Genomic DNA, 17,935 nt, shown 5'->3' on the forward strand with positions numbered 1-17,935 from the left:
GACCAGAGGGAGCCGGCGCGATGACCACGAGCCTCGACAAGGACTCCCGCGCCGACGCCGATCCGCTGGTGGTCCTGCGCAACGTGAACAAGCACTTCGGTGCGCTGCACGTGCTCCAGGACATCGACCTGGAGATCCGGCAGGGCGAGGTGGTCGTGCTGATCGGCCCGTCCGGCTCGGGCAAGTCCACGCTGTGCCGGACGATCAACCGGCTGGAGACCATCGACTCCGGAACGATCACCATCGACGGCCGCCCGCTGCCCGCCGAGGGCCGCGAGCTGGCCCGGCTGCGGGCCGAGGTCGGCATGGTCTTCCAGAGCTTCAACCTGTTCGCCCACAAGACCGTGCTGGAGAACGTGGTCCTCGGCCAGGTGAAGGTCCGCGGCATCGCCCGCGACAAGGCCGTGGCGACCGCCCGGGAGTTGCTGGACCGGGTCGGCGTCGGCGCCCAGGCCTCGAAGTTCCCGGCCCAGCTGTCCGGCGGCCAGCAGCAGCGCGTCGCGATCGCCCGGGCGCTGGCGATGAACCCGAAGGTGATGCTCTTCGACGAGCCCACCTCGGCGCTCGACCCCGAGATGATCAACGAGGTGCTGGAGGTCATGCGCCGGCTGGCCGCCGACGGCATGACCATGGTGGTCGTCACCCACGAGATGGGCTTCGCCCGCTCCGCCGCCAACCGGGTCCTGTTCATGGCCGACGGCCGGATCGTCGAGCAGAACACCCCGGAGGCCTTCTTCACCGCGCCGCGCTCCGAGCGCGCCAAGGACTTCCTCTCCAAGATCCTGCACCACTGACTCCCCCGGGCCGGATCCCGGCCGACGGCGGCAAGGGCGCCGCCGCGCGCCCGCCCGCCCGTCCGCTCCACCTTCGAACTTCCCTTCGCCAGAGCCCGGTCGAACCGTGGCCCAGCCCGAGGAGCACCCTCATGAGGACTCGTCGCACCTTCGCCGTCGCGCTCTGTGCCGTCGCGCTCACCGCCACCGCCGCCTGCGGCAAGGACGGCACCCCCGGCAGCGCCGCCACCGGTGCCGGCGGCACCCCCGCGCCGGCCCTGCCCACCTACACCGTGAAGACCGACGTCAAGGTGGACTCGGCGATCCTGGCCGCCGCCAAGCAGCGCGGCCAGCTGATCATCGGCGCCAAGGCCGACCAGCCGTTCCTCGGCTTCGAGGACCTCGCCACCGGCGACCGCAGCGGCTTCGACATCGAGATCGCCAAAATGGTCGCCGCCGACCTCGGCTTCACCCCGCAGCAGATCAAGTGGCAGACCCTGGTCTCCTCGCAGCGCGAGCCGGCCATCTCCAAGGGCCAGATCGACTTCTACGTCGGCACCTACAGCATCAACGACGAGCGCAAGAAGACCGTCTCCTTCGCCGGCCCGTACTACATCGCCGGCCAGGACCTGCTGGTCAAGGCCGACAACACCACGATCACCGGCCCGGACTCGCTGAACGGCAAGAACGTCTGCACCGCCACCGGCTCGACCTCGATCAAGAACATCGAGAAGTACTCGCCGAAGATCACCCAGTTCGACACCTACTCGGCCTGCGTCGAGAAGCTGAGCTCGGGCGAGGTCGACGCGGTCACCACCGACGACGCCATCCTCAAGGGCTACGCCTCCAAGTACGCGCCCAAGCTCAAGGTCGTCGGCCAGCCCTTCACCAAGGAGAACTACGGCGTCGGCCTGAACAAGGACGACAAGGCGCTGCGCGACGCGATCAACGACGCGATCAAGGCCCACCAGGACAACGGCGACTGGAAGAAGGCCTACGACGCCACCCTCGGCCTCTCCGGCTCCACGGCGCCGCAGCCGCCGGCCCTCGACCGCTACTGATCCGCCCGACCCCCAGAGTCGACGAACCCCTGAGAGGAGGGCCGCCGGATGGGCTTCCTGTTCGAGAACGGCAACTTCGCGCTGTTCCGCGACGGCTTCCTGCAGACGATCGAGCTGAGCGCGCTCAGCGCGCTGCTCGCCCTGCTGCTGGGCACCCTGCTGGCGGCCTTCCGGGTCTCCCCGATCCCGGTCCTGCGGGCCTTCGGCACCTGCTGGGTGACGATCTTCCGCAACACCCCGCTGACCGTGCTGTTCTTCGCCGTGACCTTCGGCCTCCCCCCGCTCGGCGTGCACTTCGACCACCTCACCTTCGCGGTGCTGGCGCTCGGCGGCTACACCGCCGCGTTCGTCTGCGAGGTGCTGCGCTCCGGCATCAACACGGTGCCGCTCGGCCAGGCCGAGGCCGCCCGCAGCCTCGGCCTGACCTTCGGCCAGACCCTCGTGCACATCGTCCTGCCGCAGGCGGCCCGAACCGTGCTGGCCCCGATGAGCAGCGTCTTCATCGCGCTGCCCAGGAACTCCGCGATCGCCGGCGCGTTCAGCGTCGGCGAGCTGTACAGCGTCCAGCAGGGGTTCTCCGACGGGGACGGCTACTCGATCTTCGCGATCTTCTTCTGGGTGGCCTGCGCCTACCTGCTGATCAGCGCCACCGTCGCCCTGCTGTTCCGCTTCCTGGAGTCCCGACTGGCGGTGGCCCGATGAGCAAGCTCCTCACCCGTCCCACGACGGCCGGCGTCCTCTTCGACGCCCCCGGCCCCAGGGCCCGCGCCCGCTACCGGGTCTTCGGGGTGCTCTCGCTGCTCGGCATCGCCGGGCTGCTCTGGTACGCCTTCGGCGCGCTGAACGACAACGGCCAGTTCGACCCCCTGCTCTGGGACGCGTTCCAGTACACGACCATCCAGCAGCGGATCGTCGACGGCCTGCTCGCCACCCTGCGGGCCTTCGGGCTGGCCGCGGTGTTCTCGCTGGTGCTCGGCGCGCTGCTGGCCGCCGGGCAGCTCTCCGACCACCGGCCGGTGCGCTGGGCGTGCGTCTCCTTCGTCCAGTTCTTCCGGGCGATGCCGCTGCTGATCCTGATCGTCGCCCTCTACTACGGGTTCTTCGCCAAGGACCCGCTGTGGGCGCTGGTGCTCGGGCTCACCCTCTACAACGGCTCGGTCCAGGCGGAGATCATCCGCAGCGGCGTCAACGCCGTCCCCCGGGGCCAGGGCGAGGCGGCGTTCGCGCTCGGGATGCGCAAGACCCAGGTGATGACGACCATCCTGGTCCCGCAGGCGGTCCGCTCGATGCTGCCCTCGATGATCGGCCAGCTGGTCGTCACCCTCAAGGACACCTCGCTCGGCTTCGTCATCACCTACTCCGAGCTGCTCTTCGTCGGCAAGGCCATCGCCACCCAGCCGATCAACGCCGCGGGCTTCCCCTACATCCCCGTGGTGCTCGTGATCGGGCCCGTCTACATCGCGATGTGCCTGCTGCTCACCGCGCTCGCCCGGTGGATCGAGGCACGCGGCCGAAGCGGCGCGAACCGGCGCACTTCATCTGCTGCTTGACGGGCACGCAGGTGAACTGTTGCATTGCTCTTCGTGACACCATCCGGGAGCATCCACGCGGCATATGACGCCACCTCGTCGAACGGCCCCTGCCCGGAGGTCCACGGCCGCACCGCAGCGGACCGTCCGGGCCCGAAGGGGCCGGCATGGACCCGGTGATCGTGGTCGGGGCCGGGCCCGTCGGCCTGGCCCTGGCCCTCGCGCTCGCCCGGCACGAGGTGCCGACCGTCGTCCTCGACGAGGGCTCCGGGCTCTGCCCCGAGAGCCCTCGCAGCGTCGTCCTCGGCAGCGAGACCGCCGCCTTCCTCACCAGGATCGGCTACCCCCGGGCCGCCGCCGACGCCGCCCGCTGGGACGCCTTCACCCTCTGGCGCCGCCGCCAGGAGGTGCTCCGGATCGACCTCTCCGGGACCCCCGTCCTGCACCTGCCCCAGCACCGCCTGCAACGCGGGCTCCAGGACGCCCTCACCGGCACCCCGCTGGTCCGGCTGGTCCCGCTGAGCCGGGTCACCCGGCTCGAACAGGACCGCGACGGCGTCAGCGTGCTCTCCCGCAGCCCCAAGGACGGCACCGAGACCTGGTGGCGCGGCAGCCACCTGGTCGGCTGCGACGGCGCCCGCTCGGCCGTCCGCAAACTGCTGAAGATCCGCTTCCCCGGCCGGCCCGCCGTCGACCGCAGCGCCGTCGCGACCGTCCGGGTCGACCTGCCGTTCACCGAACCCCGGCTGCACCGCGAACCGCCGTGGCGCGGCGACCGCGAGGCCACCGCCCGCCCGCTGCCGCACGGCGTCTGGCGGCTCGACTGGCGGCTGCCCCCGGGCCGGCCCGCCGTCACCGAACCGGTCGACCCGCACGCCACCTGGCCCGGCATCGTCACCGGCGACACCCTGCTCACCCGGGTCACCTCCACCCTCACCGGCTGGTGCGGCGAACTCCCGAAGTTCGACCTGCTCGCCGCCGCCGACCACACCGCCCAGCAGCGGCTGGCCGCCCGCTTCCGGGTCGGCCGCTGCTTCCTGGCCGGCGACGCCGCCCACCTGCACGGCGCGCTCGGCATGCAGAACCTCACCGACGGCCTGCGCGACGCCGACAACCTGGCCTGGCGGCTCGCCCTCGCCTGGCACCTCCACTCCGGCGGCCCGCAGCCCGGCGACTCCCTGCTCGACGGCTACGAGGCCGAGCGGCGCGGCGCGGTCGGCGCCCGGCTGCGCGCCGTCGACCAGTCCATGCCGCTGCTGCGCCCGCTGCGCGGCTGGGCGCAGACCCGGCGCTCGCTGCTCACCGGCTCGTTCCGCAAGCACGCGCCGCTGCTCGCCGACGGCCACCTCGGCACCGGCCGGTTCGGCGGCGCCCCCGCCTACCCGGCCGTCCCCGCCGGCGTGCCCGGAAGGGTCCCGGTCCAACGCGGCACCCGCGGCGCCACCTCGCTCAGCGAACTGCTGCCCGCCACCGCGCCCGGCGTGCTCGTCCCCGACCTGCCGGTGCTGGCCACCGACGGCACCCCGGACCAGTTGCACGCCCGGCTCGGCGCCGGCTTCCTGCTGCTCCTGGTCGCTCCCGGCACCGCCGTCTGGTCCGCCGAGCGCTGGCTCGGCGCCGGGCTGATGCCCCGGCTGGCCGAAGTCGCCGCCGCGCTGCCGGTGCCGGCCGAGGTCGTGGTCGCCGAGGCCTACCCGGGCGCGGGACCGCACACCGTGCTGCTGATCCGGCCCGACGGCCACCTGGTCGGGGTCACCCAGGGCGTGGACGCCGAGGACCTCCAGGCGCTGGCCGACCGGGCCCGGGGCGGCCCGGCCTCGCTCACCGGCGTTCCCGAGCCCGAGCCGGAGCCGCCGGCCGTCCGCCCGGCCGGCGCGCAGGGCGCCGACGCTCCTAGCGGGCCACCTCGGTGACCCGGCTCTCCCGGACCACCGTGACCCGGATCTGGCCCGGGTAGGTCAGCTCCTCGGCGACCTGCTTGGCGACCTCGCGGGCGATCATCTGCGCCCCGAGGTCGTCCACCACCTCCGGGCGGACCATCACCCGGACCTCCCGGCCGGCCTGCATCGCGTAGACGTCCGCCACGCCGTCGTGCGCCCGGGCGATCGCCTCCAGCCGCTCCAGCCGGCGCACGTACACCTCCAGCGACTCCTTGCGCGCTCCCGGCCGCCCGCCCGAGCAGGCGTCGGCGGCCTGCACCAGTACCGCCTCCACGGTCTTCGGCTCCACCTCGCCGTGGTGCGCGGCGATCGCGTGCACCACGTCCGCCGGCTCGTCGTGCCGCCGGGCGAAGTCCGCGCCGACCGCCGCGTGGCTGCCCTCGACCTCGTGGCTCAGCGCCTTGCCGATGTCGTGCAGCAGCGCCGCGCGCCGCACCGGCTCCGGGTCCACCCCCAGCTCGGCGGCCATCATCCCGGCCAGGTGCGCGGACTCCACCAGGTGGCCGAGCACGTTCTGCCCGTACGAGGCCCGGTAGCGCAGGGTGCCCAGGGTGCGGACCAGGTCCGGGTGCATGCCGCCGACCCGGACGGCGAGCAGCGCGTCCTCGCCGGCCCGCACGCAGCGGCGCTCCACCTCGGCGCGGCTGCGCGCGTGGACGTGCTCGATCCGCATCGGGTGGATCCGGCCGTCCTCGACCAGCTGCTCCAGGGTGAGCCGGGCGGTCTCCCGGCGGACCGGGTCGAAGCAGGAGAGCTGCACCACCGCCGGGGTGTCGTCGATGATCAGGTTGACGCCGGTGACGGCCTCGAAGGTCTTGATGTTGCGGCCCTCGCGCCCGATCACCCGGCCCTTCATCTCCTCGGTGGGCAGCCGGAACACCGACACCGCGGTCTCCGCGGTCTGCTCGGCCGCCAGCCGCTGGATCGCCCCGGCCACGATGCCCCGGGCCCGCTGCTCGCCCTCCTCGCGGGCGGCGCGCTCGATCTCCCGGACGGTGACCGCCGCCTCCCGGCGGGCCTGCGTCTCGGCGGCGCGGACGAGTTCGGCGCGGGCCTGGTCCGCGGAGAGTCCGGCGGTCCGCTCCAGTTCGGCCGCCCGGTGCCGGACCAGCTCCGCCGCCTCGTCCCGGGCGCGTGTCACCTCGGCCGTCCGCTCGGCGAGTTCGCCCTCGCGGGTGCGGAGCCGGTCGAGCTCGTCGGCCAACCACTCCTCGCGCCGGTCGAGTTCGGCGCGCAGCCGGTCCGCCTGCTGTTCGGCCTGCCGTCGGGCCCGCTCGGTCTCGGCGGTGGCCCGGCGCTGCGCGCCGCGGATCCGCCGGGCCACCAGCCAGGCCGTCGCCAGGGCCGCCAGCACGGCCGCCACCAGCAGGGAGGCGGCCGGTCCGGCGCTCACCGCGATCCTCATGCTGCCCACTCCCCGTCCCGCCGCGGCACTCCGCCCGGGACCCTCGCGCGGTCGGCCCTCAACCGCCGGACCGCAGGCATGGCCGGGAGCGCGGCCGGGGGTGGCCGAGGGGTGATCGACGTGCTCCCGCACTGAGTGCGAGGCTAAGCGCGGGTTACGAAACGGTCAAGACTGGCCAGGCAGTTGACCAACCGTCGGGTAACCCCCGGTGACCCGGGTGTCAGTCCCCGTACGCCGTGTCCCCGTACGCCGCACCGTGGTCCCCGGCGTCGGCCTCCTCCTCGTCCAGCGCCTCGCGGACCACCCGGAAGGCCAGCCCTTCGGAGTAGCCGCGCCGGGCGAGCACACCGACCAGCCGGCGGGTGCGGGTCTGCCGTTCCAGGCCCCGGGTGGTCCGCAGCCGGCGCTCGACCAGGGCGCGGGCCGCCGCGGTCTCGTCGTCCGGGTCGAGCTGGGCGAGGGCCTGCTCGGCGAGGTCGCCGGCGGCCCCCTTGGTCCGCAGCTCCTGCGCCAGTGCGCGCCGGGACAGGCCCCGGACGCTGTGCCGGGACTCCACCCAGGCGCGGGCGAAGGCCGCGTCGTCGATCAGCCCGACCTCCTCCAGCCGGGTCAGCACCTCCTCGGCGACCTCCTCCGGGATCTCCCGCTTGCGCAGGGCGTCGGCGAGCTGCCTGCGGGTCTTGGCCGCACCGGTGAGCAGGCGCAGGCAGATGTCCCGGGCCCGGCTCTCGGGATCGGCCGGCTCCTCGGCCCGGGCACGCCGGGACGCGCCGGGACGCCCGGAAGCACCGTCCGCACCCTCCGAGACGTCCGGGCCGTCCGGGCCGTCCGCGCCGTCGTGGTCGGCCCGGCGCCTGGAACGGCCGGAGCGCCGCCCGGGCCGTTCCTCCGGGAACGCCGGAGCGGGGGCGGCCGCACCCCCGTGACCGGCCGCACCCGCTCCGTCGCCCCGGTCGTCCCGGTCGCTCTCAACGGCCGAGCGGCGCCGACGCCGCCCCGAGGGCAGCTCGGAGGCGGAGACGAGCCCGAGCTCCCCGACGTCCGCCGGCCGGGCCGCAGGCCTCGGTGCGGACCGGACGCGTTCCGGCTCGAACTGGGGCTCGGGCCCGGACTCCGGTTCGGCCACGGCCGCGAACCAGTCCGGCGGCCCGTAGTCGTCGTCCTCCTCCGGGCCGGCCGGCCCACTGTGCTGCGTCAACGGCTCAGGCCTTGGCGGCCGCCGCCGTCTTCTTCGCCGCGGCCGTCTTGGCGGCGGTCGCGGTGATCGGCTTGGCCGCCGGCTCGGCGGCACCCGCCGCGGCGTCGGCCGGCTCCTCGACCTTGGGGCCGATGCCCAGCTTGCCCTTGATCTTCCGCTCGATCTCGTCGGCCAGCTGCGGGTTGTCCCGCAGGAAGTTGCGGGCGTTCTCCTTGCCCTGGCCGAGCTGGTCGCCCTCGTAGGTGTACCAGGCGCCCGACTTGCGGATGAAGCCGTGCTCGACGCCCATGTCGATCAGGCCGCCCTCGCGGCTGATGCCCACGCCGTAGAGGATGTCGAACTCGGCCTGCTTGAACGGCGCGGCGACCTTGTTCTTGACGACCTTGACGCGGGTGCGGTTGCCGACCGCCTCGGTGCCGTCCTTCAGGGTCTCGATCCGGCGGATGTCCAGACGGACCGAGGCGTAGAACTTCAGCGCCCGGCCACCGGTCGTGGTCTCCGGCGAGCCGAACATCACGCCGATCTTCTCGCGCAGCTGGTTGATGAAGATCGCGGTGGTGTTCGACTGGTTCAGCGCACCGGCGATCTTCCGCAGCGCCTGGCTCATCAGACGCGCCTGCAGACCGACGTGCGAGTCGCCCATCTCGCCCTCGATCTCCGCGCGCGGGACCAGCGCCGCCACGGAGTCGATGATCACCAGGTCGATCGCGCCGGAGCGGATCAGCATGTCGGTGATCTCCAGGGCCTGCTCACCGGTGTCCGGCTGGCTGACCAGCAGGGCGTCGGTGTCCACGCCGAGCTTCTTGGCGTACTCCGGGTCGAGCGCGTGCTCCGCGTCGACGAAGGCGACCGTGCCGCCGGCCTTCTGGGCGTTGGCCGCCAGGTGCAGGGTCAGCGTGGTCTTGCCGGAGGACTCGGGGCCGTAGATCTCGATCACGCGGCCGCGCGGGATGCCGCCGACCCCGAGGGCGACGTCCAGGGCGGTGGACCCGGTGGAGATCACCTCGACCGGCTCGTTGGCCTTCTCGCCGAGGCGCATCACCGAGCCCTTGCCGAACTGCCGCTCGATCTGGGCGAGCGCCGTCTCAAGGGCCTTCTCGCGGTCCGTACCTGCCATGGCTTCCACCCTCGGGTTCTGTGCTGTGCGCTTCATCGTCCTCGACGCTAGCGCGTCCCACCGACAATCGGCTCCGACCCGGCTCCGCCTGGGGAGAACTCTGCGCCGGAGAGTACAAAGAACATGTGTTCGAATCAAGCCTATGCTGTTCGAGCCTTGATCGACTCCGGGCTACTTCCGGTCCGAGTCCCCGCCGACCATCCGCCGCAGCCGGCGCGCCGCCTTCCGGCGCAGTTCCCGCCGCTGCCGGCGCTGCTCGCCGCGGTCGACCCGCGGGTCGGTGACCTCGTACCGCCGGACGTACGTGCCGACGAACCCCTGCAAGGTGGCCGCCGCCGGGATGGCGATCAGCGCGCCGACCGCACCGAGCAGCGCCGCGCCCGCGATCACCGAGCCGAACGCCACCGCCGGGTGCACGTCCACCGTCTTCGCGGTGATCCGCGGGTGCAGCAGGTAGTTCTCGATCTGCTGGTAGACCACCACGAACACCAGCACCCAGAGCGCGTCCACCGGCTCGTCGGTGGTGAGCGCCACCAGCACCGGCAGCGCGCCCGCCAGGTAGGTGCCGATGGTCGGCACGAACTGCGACATGACGCCGACCCAGACCGCCTGCGCGGCCGCGTACGGGAGGTCGAGCAGCGCGAACATCACCCAGTGCGCGAACGCCGAGGCGACCGCGAGCAGGGCCCGGGAGTAGAGGTAGCCGCCGGTCTTGGCCAGCGCGATCTCCCAGGCGCGCAGCACCTCGGCCTGCTTGGCGGGCGGCAGCATCGAGCAGACGGTCCGCCGCACCCGCGGCCCGTCGGCGGTGAAGTAGAAGGTGAAGAGGCCGACCGTGAACGCCTGGAACAGCCCGCCGATCAGGGTCGAGGAGACGCCCCAGACGTTGTCCGCGGCCGACTGCGCGTAGCTCTCGATCGCACCGGAGTCCTTGAGCAGCTTCTTCTGCAGCTCGTCCAGCGAGAGTTCCTGGTGGAAGGTGCGGTTGACCCAGCCGATCAGGTTGTCGAGCAGGTGCGGGAGGTCGCCGGCGATCTTCGCCACCTGGTCGACCAGCAGGGTGCCGAGCGCCGTCAGGAACCCGCCGACCGCTATCGCCACCGCGATGAAGACCAGGAAGGTGCCGACGCCCCGACGCACTCCGCGGGCCGCCATCCGGTCCACCGCGGGCTCCAGCGCGAGCGACAGGAAGAAGGAGACCAGCAGTATCACGAAGAGGTCGATCAGCTGGTGGAAGGCCCAGTCGGCGAGCTGGAACAGCCCGACCAGGACCAGCGCCAGCACCATCGCCCGGGGCAGCCAGCGCGGCATGCCGGAGCCCCAGAGGCCGTCCCCCGCGGTGCGGGTCGGCCCCGGTCCCGACGGCGGTGCGGGCGGGGAGACGGGCGTAGGGCCCGCGGCCTCGTCGGTGACCTGCGCCGACCTGTCCGAATTCTGCTGTTCTGCACTGCTTGCCACCCGCACAGTCTGACCCATCCCCGACGTGCGTTCGAGCATCGGGCGGGGGGTGCCGCCCGCGGCCGGGCCCGCCCCGCTCAGCGGAGCACGGAGGAGACGCCCTGGGTGTCGCAGACCACCCGCCAGACGTCCTTGGCCTCCCAGCCCGCCTCCAGCGCCTGACGGACCGTCCGCCCGCCGAGTTCACTCATCACGTGGTCGCTCGCGAAGGACTCCGCGTACGCCTCGCCGAAGTGCTCGTACATCCGCCGCCAGAACTCCGTCAGCCTCATGCCCACCAGTATCCCGGACCGCCCCGCCGATCCCTACGGACGCCAGTCGGCCGCCGTCAGGGCGTACTCGACCTCGCCGTGCTCACTGCCCGGGACCGGATCCGGGTGGTCCTCGTGGAAGGTCCGCACGTACGAGAGCCCCGCCTTCTCCATCACCCGCCGCGAACCGCCGTTGACCGCCATGGTGTACGCCACCACCCGTTCGACCCCGAGCCCGGTGAAGCCCCGGCGGATCAGCGCCCGGGCGCCCTCGGTGGCGTAGCCGCGCCCCCAGGCCGGTCGGCGCAGCCGGTAACCCAGCTCGACCTCGGCGCGGTCGCCGTCCGGCGGCCGGAACTCGAACCAGCCGAGGAAGGCCCCGCCCGCCCGCTCCTCGGCGGCCCACCAGCCGAGGTCGCCGTACCGGCGGTAGTGGTCGAGGTAGAGCGGCAGCAGGGTGTGCTCGACCTCCTCCCGGGCGGTGGGCCGTCCGCCGCTCAGGTAGCGGGTCACCTCCGGGTCGGCGTCCAGTTCGACCAGGGCGTCCACGTCGGCGGCGGTGAAGCGGCGCAGCACCAGCCGCTCGGTGGTGAGGAAGACGTCCATCCTCCGATCCTCGCCCGCCCGCGTCGGCCCGTCACCCGGTTTTCCGGGCGGCGGCTCAGCGCGGCAGGACCAGCGCCCCGGCGCCGTAGTACTCGTGGTCGCCGCAGGCGTGCGGGCCGGGCGGGCAGGCGGCGTCCGCGGCGGTGGCCAGCAGCGCGGCGAGCCGGTCGGCGTCCCAGTCCGGGTGCAGCGCGGCGGCCACCGCGACCGCGCCGGTGACGTGCGCCGCGGCCATCGAGGTGCCGGCCAGCGCGGCGTACCGCTCGCCGGGCCAGTCGGAGACCACCGCCCCCCAGGTGCCGCCGTCCGGGTCCCCGCCGGGGGCGGCGAGCGAGACCCGGCCGCGCCCGTGGTTGGTGTAGGCGGACGGGCGGCCGTCCCGGTCGACGGCGGTCACGGTGACCACGCCGGGCAGCTCACCGGGCAGCCGGACGCAGTCGGGGCCCAGCTCGCGGGACTGCGGGGGCCCGGTGGTGCGGTCGTTGGGGCTGCGCTCGTCGGTGCGGACGGCGCCGAGGTCCTGCGCGTCGTTGCCGGCCGAGGCGACCACCACGGCGCCCTGGCGGCGGGCGTACCCGACGGCCCGGCCGACGGCTGCGGTCAGCGCGGCCTGGTCGGCGTCGTCGGGGCAGTTGTACTTCCAGGGGTCGGCGAAGTAGCTGTTGTTGATCGCCCGGGCGCCGTGGTCGGCGGCCCAGAGCATGCCGCAGACGATGTTCTCGGCGTAGTACTGGCCGAGCGGGCCGAGCATCCGGACGGCGGCGATCCGCACGCCGGGGGCGACTCCGCTGACGCCGCGGCCGTCCCGGGTGGCGCCGACGATCCCGGCGACGTGGGTGCCGTGGCCGCTCTCCCCGACCCCGGCGTCGGGGCGCCAGGACCCGGTGCGGGCGTCGGGGCGGCCGTCGGCGCAGGAGACCGAGCTCCTCGGGTCGACGGCGGCGCGCAGGTCGGGGTGGGTGTCGTCGACGCCGGAGTCGAGGACGGCGACCAGCACCCGGCGCAGGGCGTCGGCGCCGGGTGCGTCCGGGCCGCGCGGCGAGCGGGGGGTGGTGTCCGCGGCCGCGTCGGCGGCGCCGAGCAGCGCGAGGTTCCAGGCGTCGCGCTCGCCGGGGTCGGGGACCGTCGCGGTGGTGTCGTCCCCGCCGGCCCCGCCGTCCCCGGTGGCCGGCCCGGCCCCGGAGTCCCCGCCGTCCGCCCGGGCCCGGAAGTCGCCGGCGCCCTCCACCGACCGGGGCGGGCCGGGCACCGGGGAGGTGCGGGTGGCACCGACGGCGGCCACCCCGGGCCGCCCGCGGACCTTCTCCGCGAAGCCCCCGGCGGCGTAGGCGAGCACCACCCCGATCTGCGGGTACTCCTGGACGACCTGCCCGCCGGCCGCCCGGGTCTGCTCCGCCGCGCGGCCGGCCCCCTCGGCGTCCGCCCGCTCGCCGAGGACCAGGTAGCTGAGGTAGGCCCGCCCCGGTCCGGCCACGTACGGCACGGCGCCGCCGACGACCAGCGCGGTGAGCAGTATCGCGAGCAGGACCCGCAGCGGCCCCCGGCCCCGGCGCCGGCCGCTCCCGGCCGGTCCGGCCAGCCGGACGGCGACCGGGACGGGACCGCGGCCGGACGGGTCCGCCTGCGCCATGGCACGGCCTCCGCTCGTCGGGTCCCGGCGGCCGCACCGGGGCGGCCGGCCGCAGGAGGGCTGGTCTTCACAGGGGCATCACAAGGACTGAATCATCACCATATGATCTGTTTGTCCGCTCTGCCTTTCCGATTGCCCCGAACGGCCACCGCCCCCGCCCGCCCCGCCCCGGTTGTCGGTGCCACCCGGCACCATGGGGGCATGGCGACCGCGCACCCGACCCCGCCCCCGGCCGACCCGCTGGCCGGCTTCGCCCCCGCCACCCGGGCCTGGTTCAGCGGCGCCTTCTCCGCGCCCACCACCGCCCAGGCCGAGGCCTGGCGCGCCATCGCCCGGGAGACCGACGTCCTGGTGGTCGCCCCCACCGGCTCCGGCAAGACCCTCGCGGCCTTCCTCTCCGCCCTGGACCGGCTCAGCAGCACCCCTGCGCCCGCCGAGCCCAAGCGCCGCTGCCGGGTCCTCTACATCTCCCCGCTCAAGGCCCTCGCGGTCGACGTCGAGCGCAACCTCCGCGCCCCGCTGGCCGGCCTGCGCCAGGCCGCCGTCCGGCTCGGCCTGCCCGAACCGGACGTCCAGGTCGCCATCCGCTCCGGCGACACGCCCGCCGCCGACCGCCGGCGTTTCGCCACCCACCCGCCGGACATCCTCATCACCACCCCCGAGTCGCTCTTCCTGCTGCTCACCTCCGCCTCCCGGGACGCCCTGCGCGGCATCGACACGGTGATCCTGGACGAGGTGCACGCCGTCGCCGGCACCAAGCGCGGAGCCCACCTCGCGCTCTCCCTGGAGCGGCTGGACGAACTGCTGGACCGCCCGGCCCGGCGGATCGGCCTGTCCGCCACCGTCCGCCCGGTCGAGGAGGTGGCCCGCTTCCTCAGCCCCGGGCGCGGCGCCGAGGTGGTCCAGCCGCCCGCCGCCAAGGAGTTCGACCTCTCGGTGGTCGTCCCGGTCCCCGACCTGGACGACCTGCCCGCCGCCCCCGCCGCCGGCGGCGCCGACAGCGACCCGCAGCGGCAGGCGTCCATCTGGCCGCACGTCGAGGAGCGGATCGTCGACCTCGTCCAGGCCCACCGCTCGACCATCGTCTTCGCCAACTCCCGCCGCCTCGCCGAACGGCTCTGCAACCGGCTGAACGAGATCGCCCACGAGCGCGCCACCGGCGAAGGACTGCCCGAGGCGCACGCCCCCGCCCTGCTGATGGGCGGCTCCGGCGCCGCCAAGGGCGCCCCGGCGGTGATCGCCCGCGCCCACCACGGCTCGGTCTCCAAGGAGCAGCGCGCCCTGGTCGAGGAGGACCTCAAGGCCGGCCGGCTGCCCGCCGTGGTCGCCACCTCCAGCCTGGAGCTCGGCATCGACATGGGTGCCGTCGAACTGGTGGTCCAGGTCGAGTCCCCGCCCTCGGTCGCCTCCGGCCTGCAACGGGTCGGCCGGGCCGGCCACCAGGTCGGCGCGGTCTCCACCGGCGTCGTCTTCCCCAAGTACCGGGGCGACCTGGTGCAGTCCGCCGTGGTCACCGAGCGGATGCGGGCCGGGCGGATCGAGGCGCTGCGCATCCCGCGCAACCCGCTCGACGTGCTCGCCCAGCAACTGGTCGCGATGACCGCGATGGACACCTGGCAGGTCGACGAACTGCTCACCGCGGTCCGCCGGGCCGCACCCTTCGCCACCCTCCCGCAGTCCGCCTTCGACGCGGTGCTCGACATGCTGGCCGGCCGCTACCCCTCGGACGCCTTCGCCGAGCTGCGCCCCCGCCTGGTCTGGGACCGGGTGGCCGGCACCGTCAGCGGCCGCCCCGGCGCCCAGCGGCTCGCCGTCACCTCCGGCGGCACCATCCCCGACCGCGGCCTGTTCGGCGTCTTCATCGCCGGCACGGAACCGAAGAAGGGCGGTGGCGGGCGACGGGTGGGCGAGCTGGACGAGGAGATGGTCTACGAGTCCCGGGTCGGCGACGTCTTCACCCTCGGCACCACCTCCTGGCGGATCGAGGACATCACCCACGACAAGGTGCTGGTCACCCCCGCCCCCGGCATCCCCGGCCGGCTCCCGTTCTGGAAGGGCGACAGCCTCGGCCGCCCGCTGGAACTCGGCCGCGCCCTCGGCGCCTTCACCCGCGAACTCGGCGCGCTCGACCCGCAGGCCGCCACCGCCAGGCTGAAGCAGGCCGGCCTGGACGACTGGGCCGCCGGCAACCTGCTCGACTACCTCGCCGAGCAGCGCACCGCCTGCGGCCACCTCCCCGACGACCGCACCATCGTGGTCGAGCGCTTCCGCGACGAGCTCGGCGACTGGCGGATCGTCGTGCACTCCCCCTTCGGCGCCCAGGTGCACGCCCCCTGGGCACTCGCCCTCGCCGCCCGGCTGCGCGAGAAGCACGGCCTCGACCCGCAGGTGATGCACGCCGACGACGGCATCGTGCTCCGCCTGCCGGACGCCGATCTCCTGGACTTCCCTTCCGACAAGCCCGTCACCGACGACGCCCCGGTCGGTGCCGACGCCGCGCTGTTCGACCCGCAGGAGATCGAACAGCTGGTCACCGACCAGGTCGGCGGCTCCGCCCTGTTCGCCTCCCGCTTCCGCGAGTGCGCCGGCCGCGCCCTGCTGCTCCCCCGCCGCAACCCCGGCAAGCGCACCCCGCTCTGGCAGCAGCGCCGGCGCGCCGCCCAACTCCTGGAGGTCGCCGCCGAGTACGGCTCCTTCCCGATCGTGCTGGAGGCCGTCCGCGAATGCCTCCAGGACGTCTTCGACGTCCCCGGCCTGGTCGAGCTGATGGGCGACCTCGAATCCCGCGCCGTGCGACTGGTCGAGGTCACCACCCCCGAACCCTCCCCGTTCGCCCGCTCACTGCTCTTCGGCTACGTCGCCCAGTTCCTCTACGAGGGCGACTCCCCGCTCGCCGAACGCCGCGCCGCCGCCCTCTCGCTCGACTCCCGGCTGCTGTCCGAACTCCTCGGCCAGGCCGAACTGCGCGAACTCCTCGACCCGCAGGTCCTCGCCGACCTGGAGGCCGAACTCCAGCGGCTCACCCCCGAGCGCCGGATCAAGGACGCCGAGGGCGTCGCCGACGCGCTGCGCCTGCTCGGCCCGCTCAGCGAGGCCGAGCTGACCGCCCGCGGCGCCGAACCGCTCTGGGCCCTCGAACTGGAGGCCGCCCGCCGGGTGATCCAGGTCCGGATCGGCGGCGATCGGCGCTGGGCCGCCATCGAGGACGCCGGCCGACTGCGCGACGCCCTCGGCACCCCGCTGCCGGTCGGCGTGCCCGAGGCCTTCACCGAGCCGGTCAAGGACCCGCTGGGCGACCTGCTCGCCCGGCACGCCCGCACCCACGGACCGTTCACCGCCGCCGAGGCCGCCGCCCGCTACGGCCTCGGCTCCGCCGTGGTCACCGGCACCCTGCACCGCCTCACCGCCAACGGCCGCCTGGTCCAGGGCGAGTTCAGGCCGCCCGCGGCCCACCACCCTTCTCCGGAGGCGCTTCGCGCTGCCCCTCCCGAGGGCCACGCCACCACCGTCGAGTGGTGCGACGCCGACGTCCTGCGCCGGCTGCGCCGCCGCTCGCTGGCCGCCCTGCGCCAGGAGGTCGAACCCGTCCCGCCGCGCGCCCTGGCCGCCTTCCTGCCCCAGTGGCAGCACCTTTCCGGCCACCGGCTGCGCGGCCCGGACGGCCTGCTCCGGGTGGTCGAACAGCTCCAGGGCACCGCCCTGCCCGCCTCCGCCCTGGAGAAGCTGATCCTCCCGGCCCGGCTCGCCGACTACTCCCCCGGCCTGCTGGACGAGCTGATGGCGGCCGGCGAGGTCGGCTGGGCCGGCGCGGGCGCGCTGCCCGGCAAGGACGGCTGGATCAGCCTGCACCTGGCCGAGAACGCCCATCTGCTGCGCCCCGAGCCGGTACCGCCCGCCGTCACCCCGGTGCACACCGCGGTGACGGCGGCGCTGGCCGGCGGCTACGGGCTGTTCTTCCGCCAGCTGGCCGCCCAGCTCCCCGAGACGCCCGAGCCCGAACTCGTCGAGGCCCTGTGGGACCTCGTCTGGGCCGGGTACGTCAGCAACGACACCCTGGCCCCGCTGCGCGCCCTGCTCGGCTCCGGCCGGACGGCCGGCGCCACCGCCCACCGGGCGCCCCGGGCCACCCCGCGCGGGCGCTTCGGCGGCGCCGGACGCCCCTTCGGCCGGGTCGGCGGCGCGCTGCGCAGCGGCCCGCCGACGGTCGGCGGCCGCTGGTCGCTGCTGCCCCCGTTCGCCGCCGACCCGACCGTCCGGGCCACCGCCCAGGCGCAGAGCCTGCTGGACCGGCACGGCCTGCTCACCCGGGGCACCGTCGCCGCCGAGCGGGTCCCGGGCGGCTTCGCCGGGGTCTACCGGGTGCTCGCCGCCATGGAGGAGCGCGGCCGCACCCGCCGGGGCTACTTCGTCGAGGGGCTGGGCGGCGCCCAGTTCGCCATGGAGGGCGCGGCCGACCGGCTGCGCTCGGTCAGCGGCCGGCTGGAGCGGGCCCGGGGCGCCGAGTGGCCGGCCGCCCCGAGCGCCGAACCGCCGCAGGCCCTGGTGCTGGCCGCCGCCGACCCGGCGAACGCCTACGGCGCCGCGCTGCCCTGGCCCGAGCCGCCCGCCGGGTCCGCCGAGGCGGCGGGCAAGGCGCACCGCCCCGGCCGGAAGGCCGGCGCCCTGGTGGTGCTGGTCGACGGCGAGCTGTGCCTGTACGTGGAGCGCGGCGGCAAGTCGCTGCTGGCCTGGGCGCAGGACGAGGCCACCCTCGCCGCGGCGGCGTCCGCGCTGGCCGGGGCGGCCCGGGCCGGGGCGCTGGGCAGCGTCACCGTCGAGCGGGCCAACGGCGAGCCGGCCCTCGGCTCGGCGCTGGGCGGCGCCCTGGAGCAGGCGGGCTTCCACGCCACCCCGCGCGGCCTGCGGCTGCGCCCCTGAGCCGGTCACGGAACACGGGGGACCCGGAGAAGCGACGAGGGCCGTGGGAC

13 protein-coding genes are annotated in these 17,935 nt (G+C 74.7%); 6 read left to right on the plus strand and 7 right to left on the minus strand.

Annotated elements, in window-relative coordinates:
• The first annotated feature begins 20 nt into the window (after positions 1-20).
• The 5 genes from ACFU74_RS02725 to ACFU74_RS02745 all read left to right on the plus strand — a co-directional run bounded on the left by ACFU74_RS02725 (position 21) and on the right by ACFU74_RS02745 (position 5,276).
• Entirely contained in the window at positions 21-794 is a 774-nt protein-coding gene (locus ACFU74_RS02725) for an amino acid ABC transporter ATP-binding protein (protein ID WP_380750654.1), read from the plus strand.
• 131 nt (positions 795-925) lie between these two features.
• Positions 926-1,834, plus strand: coding sequence for a transporter substrate-binding domain-containing protein (locus ACFU74_RS02730; RefSeq protein WP_380750657.1), 909 nt, complete (start codon positions 926-928; stop codon positions 1,832-1,834).
• A gap of 48 nt (positions 1,835-1,882) precedes the next feature.
• The gene (locus ACFU74_RS02735) at positions 1,883-2,536 is read left to right on the plus strand and encodes an amino acid ABC transporter permease (protein ID WP_380750660.1); all 654 of its coding nucleotides are present in this window, start codon (positions 1,883-1,885) and stop codon (positions 2,534-2,536) included.
• Positions 2,533-3,384, plus strand: a complete 852-nt coding sequence (locus tag ACFU74_RS02740) for an amino acid ABC transporter permease (protein ID WP_380750663.1) — start codon at positions 2,533-2,535, stop codon at positions 3,382-3,384. Before ACFU74_RS02735 ends, ACFU74_RS02740 begins: the two co-directional genes overlap by 4 nt.
• Positions 3,385-3,530: 146 nt before the next feature.
• Complete coding sequence (locus ACFU74_RS02745; RefSeq protein ID WP_380750666.1) at positions 3,531-5,276, plus strand: FAD-dependent monooxygenase; 1,746 nt, start codon at positions 3,531-3,533, stop codon at positions 5,274-5,276.
• Here the strand turns inward: ACFU74_RS02745 and rny are convergent.
• From rny to ACFU74_RS02780, 7 genes are all read right to left on the minus strand, one after another.
• On the minus strand, positions 5,257-6,708 hold the full coding sequence (gene rny / locus ACFU74_RS02750; RefSeq protein WP_380750669.1) for a ribonuclease Y: 1,452 nt from the start codon (positions 6,706-6,708) through the stop codon (positions 5,257-5,259). The genes ACFU74_RS02745 and rny overlap by 20 nt on opposite strands.
• A gap of 220 nt (positions 6,709-6,928) precedes the next feature.
• Positions 6,929-7,906, minus strand: a complete 978-nt coding sequence (locus ACFU74_RS02755; RefSeq protein ID WP_380750672.1) for a regulatory protein RecX — start codon at positions 7,904-7,906, stop codon at positions 6,929-6,931.
• Positions 7,907-7,910: 4 nt separating this feature from the next.
• A complete protein-coding gene (gene recA / locus ACFU74_RS02760; protein WP_380750675.1) occupies positions 7,911-9,023 on the minus strand; it encodes a recombinase RecA in 1,113 nt (370 codons plus the stop codon).
• A 171-nt stretch (positions 9,024-9,194) separates the two neighbouring features.
• Positions 9,195-10,499 (minus strand): AI-2E family transporter, encoded by a 1,305-nt coding sequence (locus ACFU74_RS02765; protein WP_380750678.1) that lies wholly within the window; start codon positions 10,497-10,499, stop codon positions 9,195-9,197.
• Between the two features lie 59 nt (positions 10,500-10,558).
• Positions 10,559-10,753, minus strand: a complete 195-nt coding sequence (locus tag ACFU74_RS02770; RefSeq protein WP_380750681.1) for a DUF3046 domain-containing protein — start codon at positions 10,751-10,753, stop codon at positions 10,559-10,561.
• 33 nt (positions 10,754-10,786) lie between these two features.
• Entirely contained in the window at positions 10,787-11,338 is a 552-nt protein-coding gene (locus tag ACFU74_RS02775; protein ID WP_380750684.1) for a GNAT family N-acetyltransferase, read from the minus strand.
• A 55-nt stretch (positions 11,339-11,393) separates the two neighbouring features.
• On the minus strand, positions 11,394-12,968 hold the full coding sequence (locus ACFU74_RS02780; protein ID WP_380750687.1) for a S8 family serine peptidase: 1,575 nt from the start codon (positions 12,966-12,968) through the stop codon (positions 11,394-11,396).
• A 201-nt stretch (positions 12,969-13,169) separates the two neighbouring features.
• Here ACFU74_RS02780 and ACFU74_RS02785 point away from each other — a divergent pair, with 201 nt between their 5' ends.
• Complete coding sequence (locus tag ACFU74_RS02785) at positions 13,170-17,885, plus strand: ATP-dependent helicase (RefSeq protein ID WP_380750690.1); 4,716 nt, start codon at positions 13,170-13,172, stop codon at positions 17,883-17,885.
• Positions 17,886-17,935 lie beyond the last annotated feature (50 nt).

Origin of the sequence: Kitasatospora sp. NPDC057500 (genome assembly GCF_042802195.1) — a bacterium.
Classification (GTDB): Bacteria; Actinomycetota; Actinomycetes; order Streptomycetales; family Streptomycetaceae; genus Kitasatospora.

What these genes read in the sequence shown, in the direction of transcription:
- ACFU74_RS02735 (WP_380750660.1), top strand. Translation starts at nt 1,883, where the DNA reads ATGGGCTTCCTGTTCGAGAACGGCAACTTCGCGCTGTTCCGCGACGGC.
- ACFU74_RS02770 (WP_380750681.1), bottom strand. Translation starts at nt 10,753, where the DNA reads ATGAGGCTGACGGAGTTCTGGCGGCGGATGTACGAGCACTTCGGCGAG.
- ACFU74_RS02765 (WP_380750678.1), bottom strand. Translation starts at nt 10,499, where the DNA reads ATGGGTCAGACTGTGCGGGTGGCAAGCAGTGCAGAACAGCAGAATTCG.
- ACFU74_RS02745 (WP_380750666.1), top strand. Translation starts at nt 3,531, where the DNA reads ATGGACCCGGTGATCGTGGTCGGGGCCGGGCCCGTCGGCCTGGCCCTG.
- ACFU74_RS02785 (WP_380750690.1), top strand. Translation starts at nt 13,170, where the DNA reads ATGGCGACCGCGCACCCGACCCCGCCCCCGGCCGACCCGCTGGCCGGC.
- rny (WP_380750669.1), bottom strand. Translation starts at nt 6,708, where the DNA reads ATGAGGATCGCGGTGAGCGCCGGACCGGCCGCCTCCCTGCTGGTGGCG.
- ACFU74_RS02725 (WP_380750654.1), top strand. Translation starts at nt 21, where the DNA reads ATGACCACGAGCCTCGACAAGGACTCCCGCGCCGACGCCGATCCGCTG.
- recA (WP_380750675.1), bottom strand. Translation starts at nt 9,023, where the DNA reads ATGGCAGGTACGGACCGCGAGAAGGCCCTTGAGACGGCGCTCGCCCAG.
- ACFU74_RS02780 (WP_380750687.1), bottom strand. Translation starts at nt 12,968, where the DNA reads ATGGCGCAGGCGGACCCGTCCGGCCGCGGTCCCGTCCCGGTCGCCGTC.
- ACFU74_RS02730 (WP_380750657.1), top strand. Translation starts at nt 926, where the DNA reads ATGAGGACTCGTCGCACCTTCGCCGTCGCGCTCTGTGCCGTCGCGCTC.
- ACFU74_RS02740 (WP_380750663.1), top strand. Translation starts at nt 2,533, where the DNA reads ATGAGCAAGCTCCTCACCCGTCCCACGACGGCCGGCGTCCTCTTCGAC.
- ACFU74_RS02775 (WP_380750684.1), bottom strand. Translation starts at nt 11,338, where the DNA reads ATGGACGTCTTCCTCACCACCGAGCGGCTGGTGCTGCGCCGCTTCACC.